9 protein-coding genes are annotated in these 7,935 nt (G+C 73.0%); 1 reads left to right on the forward strand and 8 read right to left on the reverse strand.

Translation table 11 applies throughout. The annotated features are described in order from the left end of the window. On the forward strand, positions 1–615 hold a 615-nt coding region (locus CTKZ_RS21645; protein ID WP_503825973.1), incomplete at its 5' end, for an FAD-binding oxidoreductase/lyase. On the opposite strand, the gene dxr is transcribed toward CTKZ_RS21645, so the two are convergent. From dxr to rpsB, 8 genes are all read right to left on the reverse strand, one after another. After that, positions 560–1,723: a 1-deoxy-D-xylulose-5-phosphate reductoisomerase gene (gene dxr, locus CTKZ_RS15000; RefSeq protein WP_124343696.1), complete on the reverse strand. Its 1,164-nt coding sequence runs from the start codon at positions 1,721–1,723 to the stop codon at positions 560–562. The two genes, CTKZ_RS21645 and dxr, sit on opposite strands and share 56 nt — an antisense overlap. A gap of 151 nt (positions 1,724–1,874) precedes the next feature. Next, on the reverse strand, positions 1,875–2,429 hold the full coding sequence (locus CTKZ_RS15005) for a DivIVA domain-containing protein (RefSeq protein WP_124343697.1): 555 nt from the start codon (positions 2,427–2,429) through the stop codon (positions 1,875–1,877). Beyond that, a complete protein-coding gene (rlmN, locus tag CTKZ_RS15010) occupies positions 2,430–3,554 on the reverse strand; it encodes a dual-specificity RNA methyltransferase RlmN (RefSeq protein WP_124343698.1) in 1,125 nt (374 codons plus the stop codon). A gap of 85 nt (positions 3,555–3,639) precedes the next feature. Further along, positions 3,640–4,488: a phosphatidate cytidylyltransferase gene (locus CTKZ_RS15015; protein ID WP_124343699.1), complete on the reverse strand. Its 849-nt coding sequence runs from the start codon at positions 4,486–4,488 to the stop codon at positions 3,640–3,642. Continuing rightward, positions 4,488–5,045: a ribosome recycling factor gene (gene frr / locus CTKZ_RS15020; protein WP_124343700.1), complete on the reverse strand. Its 558-nt coding sequence runs from the start codon at positions 5,043–5,045 to the stop codon at positions 4,488–4,490. The genes CTKZ_RS15015 and frr overlap by 1 nt, the downstream gene beginning before the upstream one ends. A gap of 54 nt (positions 5,046–5,099) precedes the next feature. Further along, positions 5,100–5,855: a UMP kinase gene (pyrH, locus tag CTKZ_RS15025; protein ID WP_124343701.1), complete on the reverse strand. Its 756-nt coding sequence runs from the start codon at positions 5,853–5,855 to the stop codon at positions 5,100–5,102. Between the two features lie 141 nt (positions 5,856–5,996). Further along, positions 5,997–6,842 (reverse strand): translation elongation factor Ts, encoded by an 846-nt coding sequence (tsf, locus tag CTKZ_RS15030; protein ID WP_124343702.1) that lies wholly within the window; start codon positions 6,840–6,842, stop codon positions 5,997–5,999. 43 nt (positions 6,843–6,885) lie between these two features. After that, on the reverse strand, positions 6,886–7,896 hold the full coding sequence (rpsB, locus tag CTKZ_RS15035; RefSeq protein WP_124343703.1) for a 30S ribosomal protein S2: 1,011 nt from the start codon (positions 7,894–7,896) through the stop codon (positions 6,886–6,888). Positions 7,897–7,935 lie beyond the last annotated feature (39 nt).

A 7,935-nucleotide genomic window follows, 5' to 3' on the forward strand; every position in this document is an offset into this window, starting at 1 on the left:
GTCGCGACCGGTGCGGGCGCGCCGCTCACGCCGGGCTCGGGCCGCTCGGTCGTCGCGCGCCACGGGGTCGCGGTCGCGACCTCGCCGCTGACCTCCGCGCAGTGGGACGCGGTCGGGCTCGCCCGGTCGCAGACGTTCGTCGACGCCGCCGCACGCGTCCGGGGTGAGCGCACCGCCGACGGGCGGCTCGTCCTCGTCGACGTGAGCGGGCGCGCCGTCGCGTCGCCGGCCGGCGTCGACCGCGCGGCGACCGCGCTGCACACGACGCTCGGTGAGCTGTTCCCCGACCTGGCCGCAACGCCGTCGACGCACGCCTGGTCGGCGACCGTCGGCGTCGCACGCGACGGGCACCTCTCGGTCGGCCTCGACGACGACGGCATCGGCTGGGTGCGCGGGCTGGGGTTCGACGGCGTGGCCGCGGCGAACCTCGCCGGGCGCACCCTCGCCGACCTCGTGACGGGCGCGGGCGGGCCCCTCGTCCGGCTGCCGTGGGTCGGGCACCGCTCCCCCACGTGGCCGCCGGCGCCCGTGCGGCTGCTCGGCGACGCGGTCGCCCGGGTCAGCGCTGCGCGAGCACCTCGTGCGCACGCGACCGCGCCCACCGCTCCGCGATGAGGACCGCGTCGAGCGACAGGTCGTCGGGGTCCGTGCCGTCGTGCTCGGCGAGCACGCGCTCGACCGTGGACACGATGTCGAGGAAGCCGATCCGGCCCGCGAGGAACGCGTCGACGCACTCCTCGTTCGCCGCGTTGTAGACGGCCGGGTGGGTCGGGGACGCGGCGACCGCGTGGCGGGCCAGCCGCACGGCGCCGAACACCTCCTCGTCGAGCGGCTCGAACGTCCACGCCGTCGCGGTCGTCCAGTCGCACGGCGGCGCGACGAGGGGCACGCGGTCCGGCCACGACAGGCCGAGCGCGATCGGCAGGCGCATGTCCGGCGGCGACGCCTGCGCGATCGTCGAGCCGTCGACGAACTCGACCATCGAGTGCACGACCGACTGCGGGTGCACGACGACGGTGATGTCCTCGACCGGCACGCCGAACAGCAGGTGCGCCTCGATGAGCTCCAGGCCCTTGTTCATGAGCGTCGCGGAGTTGACCGTCACGACCGGGCCCATCGACCACGTCGGGTGCGCGAGCGCCTGCGTCGCCGTCACGGCCTTGACGTCGTCGAGCGACCACCCGCGGAACGGCCCGCCCGACGCCGTCAGCACGATCCGGCGCACCTCGTCGCGCGCCCCGCCGCGCAGCGCCTGCGCGATCGCGGAGTGCTCGGAGTCGACCGGCACGATCTGGTCGGGTCGCACGCGCGCCGCGTGCACGAGCGCACCGCCCACGACGAGCGACTCCTTGTTGGCCAGGGCGAGCGTGCTGCCCGCGCGCAGCGCCGCGAGCGTCGGCCCCAGGCCCACGGACCCCGTGATGCCGTTGAGCACGACGTCCGCCCCGCGGCCCGCGAGGTCCGTCGACGCGCCCGGGCCGGCGACGACCTCCACGCCAGTGCCGTCGAGCGCGGCGCGCAGCGGATCACCCGCGGCCGGGTCGGCCACCGCGACCGTCTCGACGCGCAGGTCACGCGCCTGCTGGGCGACCGTCGCGACGTCCCGCCCGCCCGCGCTCAGCCCGACGACGCGAAACCGGTCGGGGTTGCGGCGGACGACGTCGATCGCCTGGGTGCCGATGGACCCCGTCGAGCCGAGGATGACGACGCTGCGCTCACTCACTCGCCCATCCTCCCGGACGCGCGGACCGTGCGGGGACACCGCCGGCCGCGTCGCGACGCTCGACGCCGGCGGAGCAGGTCGAAGGCGTCATCCGCCGCAGGCTGAGCACGCCGCGGGCGTCACTCGCCGACGACGGCGCACGTCGCGGGCGTCACTCGACGCCGAGCAGCACCTCGACCGCACGCGCGAGGAACGCATCCACCGACTGCTCGGCGTAGGCGTTGCGGCCCCGGCGGCTGCGGAAGGTCGCCGCCCGGACCTCGGCCGCCGACAGCGGCGTGCCCTTGTCGAAGTACGCGACCAGGCGGTGGCACAGGGCGTCGACGTCCGCGGGCTCGTAGCCCTGCTGACGCCCCTCCGGCGCGGCGAACCGGTCGCCGTCGGGACGCGACAGACGCCCGTACAGGGTCCGCGCCTGCTCGCTGAGCTTGGCCATCCACGCGTCCTGGCCGTTGCGCTGCACGAACTCCGCACGCTGCCGCGCGACGAACGCCTGCTCGAGCCGGTCGAGCGCCGCGTCGACCGCCGCGGTCACGTAGCCGCCGCGGACCATGTCGAACGCGACGCCCCGCACGTCCTTGCTCGACAGCCCCGACGACGGGCCCGCCTCGTACACCTGGCGCGCGTGCGTGAAGAAGTCGTCGACCTCGTCCGGGTCGTATCCCTGCTTCAGGCCGGAGACGGTCCGGAACATGCCGTCGCTCACTCAGTCCTCCTCCGCGGCGAGCTGTCCGCACGCCCCGTCGATCTCGCTGCCGCGCGTGTCCCGGATGGTGGTCGGGATCCCGTGCGCTCGCAAGCGTGCCACGAACTCCCGCTCCACCTCGGGATCGCTCGCCGTCCACCGCGAGTTCGGCACCGGGTTGAGCGGGATCGGGTTGCAGTGCACCCAGCCCTTGCCGCGCGCCGCGAGCTTCTCGCCGAGCAGATCCGCACGCCACGCGTGGTCGTTCACGTCCCGGATCAGGGCGTACTCGATCGACACCCGGCGGCCGGTCTTCTCGAAGTAGCGGTGCGCCGAGTCGATCGCCTCGTCGACGCTCCAGCGCGTGTTGACCGGCACGAGCTCGCTGCGCAGCTCGTCGTCGGGGGCGTGCAGCGACAGCGCGAGCGTCACGGGGATGCCCTCGTTCGCGAGCCGGTCCATCGCCGGCACCATGCCGACGGTCGAGACCGTCACGTTGCGCGCCGACATGCCGAGGCCGTCGGGCGTGGGCGCCACGAGACGCCGCACGGTCTCCATGACGGCCTTGTAGTTGGCGAGCGGCTCGCCCATGCCCATGAACACGACGTTCGTCAGGCGCGTCGGTCCGCCGGGCACCTCGCCGTCGGCCAGCGACCGCGCCGCAGCCCGCACCTGCTCGACGATCTCCGCCGTCGACAGGTTGCGCGTGAGGCCCAGCTGACCCGTCGCGCAGAACGCGCACGCGAGACCGCAGCCCGCCTGGCTCGAGATGCACAGCGTGGTGCGGTTCGCGTACCGCATGAGCACCGACTCGACCTTGGCACCGTCGAACAGGTGCCACAGCGTCTTGACGGTCGTGCCCTGGTCCGCGGTCAGCGTGCGGTGCGCCGTGAGCAGCGTCGGGAACAAGCCCTCGACGAGCTTGTCGCGCGTCGCCTTCGGCAGGTCCGTCATCTGCGCCGGGTCGTTCGTCAGGTGCGTGAAGTAGTGCGTGGCGAGCTGCTTGGCGCGGAACGGCTTCTCGCCGAGCTCGGCCACGGCCTCGACCCGCTGCTCGGGCGTGAGGTCGACGAAGTGCTTGGGCGGCTTGCCCCGCGGTCCGCGGGTCGGCGAGGACAGGTCGAGGCGCACGGGTGTACCGGTCATGCGGGGCACCCCCTTCTGGGTGTCGGTGGGACGGGGTCGAGCGGCGGCGCGGGTGGCCGCGAGCGGCGGGCGCGTGGCGTGCGCGTCAGCCCGCAGGCTGCAGCACCGCGAGGATGACGTAGGCGACGGGCGCCGTGAGGAGCAACGAGTCGAGCCGGTCGAGGATCCCGCCGTGGCCCGGGATGAGCCGGCCCATGTCCTTGAGCTCGAGGTCGCGCTTGAGCATCGACTCGGCCAGGTCCCCCAGCGTCGCCGTCACGACGGTCGCGAGCCCCATGACGACGCCGACGAGCGGCTCGCCGCCGAACGCGGCCTGCACCCCGACGACGCCGACGACGCTCGCCAGGACGACCGAGCCCAGCAGCCCTTCCCACGTCTTGTTCGGGCTCACCGACGGTGCGAGCGGGTGCCGGCCCAGCAGCACCCCGACCGCGTACCCGCCCGTGTCGCTCGCGACCACGAGCAGGATGAACAGCATCACGCGCCAGGGCCCGTCGGGCTCCGCGAGCAGCAGCATCGCGAAACCCGCCAGGAACGGCAGGTACGCCGCCGCGAACGCGCCCGCGCTCGCGTCGCGCAGCGCCGCCTCGCCGCTGCCGTCGAGCACGCGCCAGACGACGACGCCGCCGACGGTCAGCATGAAGGCGACGAACAGCGCCTCCGGGCCCGCGAGGTACGCCGACACGAGCGTGCCGACCGCGCCGACGAGCAGCGGGAGCAGCGGCAGGTGGATGTTGCGGCGCGCGAACGCCTGCGCCAGCTCCCACAGCGCCGCGCAGACCGCCACGATCGCGACGACGCCGAAGATCTCCTTGCGGATGAACAGCGAGGCGACGACGCCGACGAGCAGGGTCACGCCGACCACGACCGCGACCGGGAGGTCGCGGCCCGGCCGGAGGGTCTTCGGCGCGGCGATGGTGCTGTGCTCCGTCATCAGACCTCGAGGAGCTCGCTCTCCTTGGAGGCGAGCAGGTGGTCGATGGTCTCGACGTGCTTCTTGGTGAGCGCCTCGAGCTCCTTCTCCGCCCGCACGACCTCGTCCTCGCCCGCCTCGCCGTCCTTGACGATGCGGTCGAGCTCCTCCTTGGCCTTGCGCCGGACGGAGCGCACCGACACGCGGGCGTCCTCCGCCTTCGACTTCGCGAGCTTGACGAAGTCGCGGCGACGCTCCTCCGTGAGGGCCGGCAGCACGACGCGGATGACGTTGCCGTCGTTCGTCGGGTTCACGCCCAGGTCGGAGTCGCGCAGCGCCTTCTCGATCGCCGTCGTCGACGACTTGTCGAACGGCGAGACCAGGATCGTGCGCGCCTCGGTCACGTTGAACGACGCGAGCTGCTGGAGGGGCGTCGGGCTGCCGTAGTAGTCGACGAACACCTTCGAGAACATCGCCGCGTTGGCCCGGCCCGTGCGGATCGTCGCGAAGTCGTCCTTGGCGACCTCGACCGCCTTGTCCATCTTCTCCTCGGCCTCGAGGAGGGTCTCGTCGATCACCGCTGCTCCTTCGTGCTGCTGTCGTCTGGGGGTCGGGCGTGCGGGCTCGGTGCGTCAGCTCGCCGTGACCAGCGTGCCGATCTTCTCACCCTGCAGGGCTCGGGTGACGTTGCCCCGCTCCTCGAGCCCGAAGACGCGCATGACCACGTCGTTGTCGCGGCACAGGCTCAGCGCCGTCGCGTCCATGACGCCCAGGTCGCCGACGAGCGCGTCGGTGTAGGTCAGGTGGTCGAGCTTGACCGCCGACGGGTCCTTGCGGGGATCCGCCGTGTACACGCCGTCGACGCCGTTCTTGCCCATGAGCACCTCCTGGCAGTGCGTCTCCAGGGCGCGCTGCACGCTCACGGTGTCGGTCGAGAAGTACGGCATCCCCGCGCCCGCGCCGAAGATCACGACGCGGCCCTTCTCCAGGTGCCGGATCGCCCGCAGCGGGATGTACGGCTCCGCGACCTGGCCCATCGCGATCGCCGTCTGCACGCGCGTGCTGACGCCGGCCTGCTCGAGGAAGTCCTGCAGCGCCAGGCAGTTCATCACCGTGCCGAGCATGCCCATGTAGTCCGCACGGGCCCGGTCGATGCCGCGCTGCGACAGCTCCGCACCGCGGAAGAAGTTGCCACCCCCGACCACGATCGCGACCTGCACGCCGGAGCGCACCGCGACCGCGATCTCCGCGGCGACCCGCTGCACGACGTCTGCCGCGAGGCCGACGTCACCGCCGCCGAACGTCTCGCCGGAGAGCTTGAGCAGGACGCGCCGGGCGGGCGCGGGCTCGCCGGTCGTACTCGGGTCCTGGGTCACTGCGGCCTCCATCGACGGTCGGGGTGGGTGCTGGTCGTCCGGGTGTCGGGCAGGCGCGGCGACCGCGGGCCTTCTCGGCGGCAGGTCGTGGGGCGCCCCGTGCGACGGTGGCCCCGACCCTTGCGGGCCGGGGCCACCGTCGATCACATGGGGTCAGGCTCCCACGCGGTAGCGCACGAAGCCGGTGAGCGTGCCGCCGGCCTCGGTGAGGACCTGGCCGACCGACTTCTTCGGGTCCTTCGCGAACGCCTGGTCGAGCAGCACGTTCTCCTTGAAGAAGCCGTTGAGGCGGCCCTCGACGATCTTCGGCAGCGCGGCCTCGGGCTTGCCCTCGGTGCGAGCCGTCTCCTCGGCGATGCGACGCTCGTTCTCGACCGTCTCCGCCGGGACCTCGTCGCGCGTCAGGTACGACGGCGAGAAGGCGGCGATGTGGGTCGCGACGTCACGGGCGACCGAGGCACCGGCCGCGTCCGTGGCGACGAGGACGCCGACCTGCGGGGGCAGGTCCTTGTTGACCTTGTGCAGGTAGACCTCGACGTGCTCGCCGGCCACGCGGGCCAGACGGCGCACGACGACGCGCTCACCCAGGGTGGCGGCCGTCTCGTCGACGATCGACTGCACGCTCGAGCCGTCGACCTCGGTCGCGAGCAGCGCGTCCGCGTCGCGGGCGGCCGAGTCGACCGCCGCCGCGAGGACGCGGTCGGCCAGCGCGACGAAGTTCGGGCTCTTCGCCACGAAGTCCGTCTCCGAGTTGACCTCGACGAGCACGCCCGTCTGGCCCTCGCCGTCCGCCGTCGGACCGACGTGCGCCGCGACGAGGCCGTCGGAGGCCGAGCGGCCCTCGCGCTTGCCGACGCCCTTGAGGCCCTTCACGCGGATGATCTCGAGCGCCTTGTCCGAGTCGCCCTCGGCCTCCTCGAGCGCCTTCTTGACGTCGAGCATGCCCGCGCCGGTCTTCTCGCGCAGCGCCTTGATGTCAGCGAGCGAGTAGTTCGCCATCAGTGTTCCGTTCTGGTCGAAGGGGTGTGCAGGAGGACGCGCGTCAGTGGGACGCCGCGTCGCCCTCGGCCGGGGCGGCCTCGTCGCCGGCGGCGGCCGGGCTGGCCTCGTCACCCTCGGCGGGAGCGGCCGCGGCGGCCTCGACGGTCTCCGCAGCCTCGGCGGCCGCAGCGGCCTCCTCAGCCGGGGCGTCCGTCGTCACGACGTCGGCAGCGGTCGGCGCGTCGGCCTGCACGGCGGCCGGCGCAGCGGCGGACGAGCCGGACTGCAGGTCGGCCTCGGCACCGGCGAGGAGCTCACGCTCCCACTCGGCGAGCGGCTCGGCGTCGGCCTCGGCACCCTCCGCGGCGGCGGTGCGGCCCGAGTGGCGCTTGAGCAGGCCGTCGGCGGCGGCGTCCGCGATCACGCGGGTGAGCAGCTGGACGGCGCGGATCGCGTCGTCGTTGCCCGGGATCGGGTAGTCGACGACGTCCGGGTCGCAGTTCGTGTCGAGGATCGCGACGACCGGGATGCCGAGCTTGCGCGCCTCGTCGACCGCGAGGTGCTCCTTGTTCGTGTCGACGATCCACACGGCCGAGGGGACCTTGGCCATGTCACGGATGCCGCCGAGGGTCTTGCTGAGCTTGTCCTTCTCGCGACGCAGGACGAGCAGCTCCTTCTTCGTCAGGCCCGAGGCCGCGACGTCGTCGAAGTCGATCTGCTCGAGCTCCTTGAGGCGCTGCAGGCGCTTGTGGACCGTCGAGAAGTTGGTGAGCATGCCACCCAGCCAGCGCTGGTTGACGTACGGCATACCGACGCGCGCGGCCTGCTCGGCGACGGGCTCCTGCGCCTGCTTCTTGGTGCCGACGAAGAGGATCGAGCCACCGTGGGCGACGGTCTGGCTGACGAAGTCGTACGCGCGGTCGATGTAGGACAGCGACTGCTGCAGGTCGACGATGTAGATGCCGTTGCGCTCGGTGAAGATGAAGCGCTTCATCTTGGGGTTCCAGCGGCGGGTCTGGTGCCCGAAGTGGACACCGCTCTCGAGCAGCTGGCGCATGGTCACGACGGCCATGGGACGTCCTTCCGGCGCGCCCCGGCCGGTGCGCGCGAC

Origin of the sequence: Cellulomonas algicola (assembly GCF_003851725.1) — a bacterium.
Lineage (GTDB): Bacteria > Actinomycetota > Actinomycetes > Actinomycetales > Cellulomonadaceae > Cellulomonas > Cellulomonas algicola.

Bases quoted from the DNA above. Each gene is read 5' to 3' on its own strand.
- rlmN (WP_124343698.1), bottom strand. From the start codon at position 3,554: ATGACCGGTACACCCGTGCGCCTCGACCTGTCCTCGCCGACCCGCGGA.
- CTKZ_RS15015 (WP_124343699.1), bottom strand. From the start codon at position 4,488: ATGACGGAGCACAGCACCATCGCCGCGCCGAAGACCCTCCGGCCGGGC.
- pyrH (WP_124343701.1), bottom strand. From the start codon at position 5,855: ATGGAGGCCGCAGTGACCCAGGACCCGAGTACGACCGGCGAGCCCGCG.
- tsf (WP_124343702.1), bottom strand. From the start codon at position 6,842: ATGGCGAACTACTCGCTCGCTGACATCAAGGCGCTGCGCGAGAAGACC.
- rpsB (WP_124343703.1), bottom strand. From the start codon at position 7,896: ATGGCCGTCGTGACCATGCGCCAGCTGCTCGAGAGCGGTGTCCACTTC.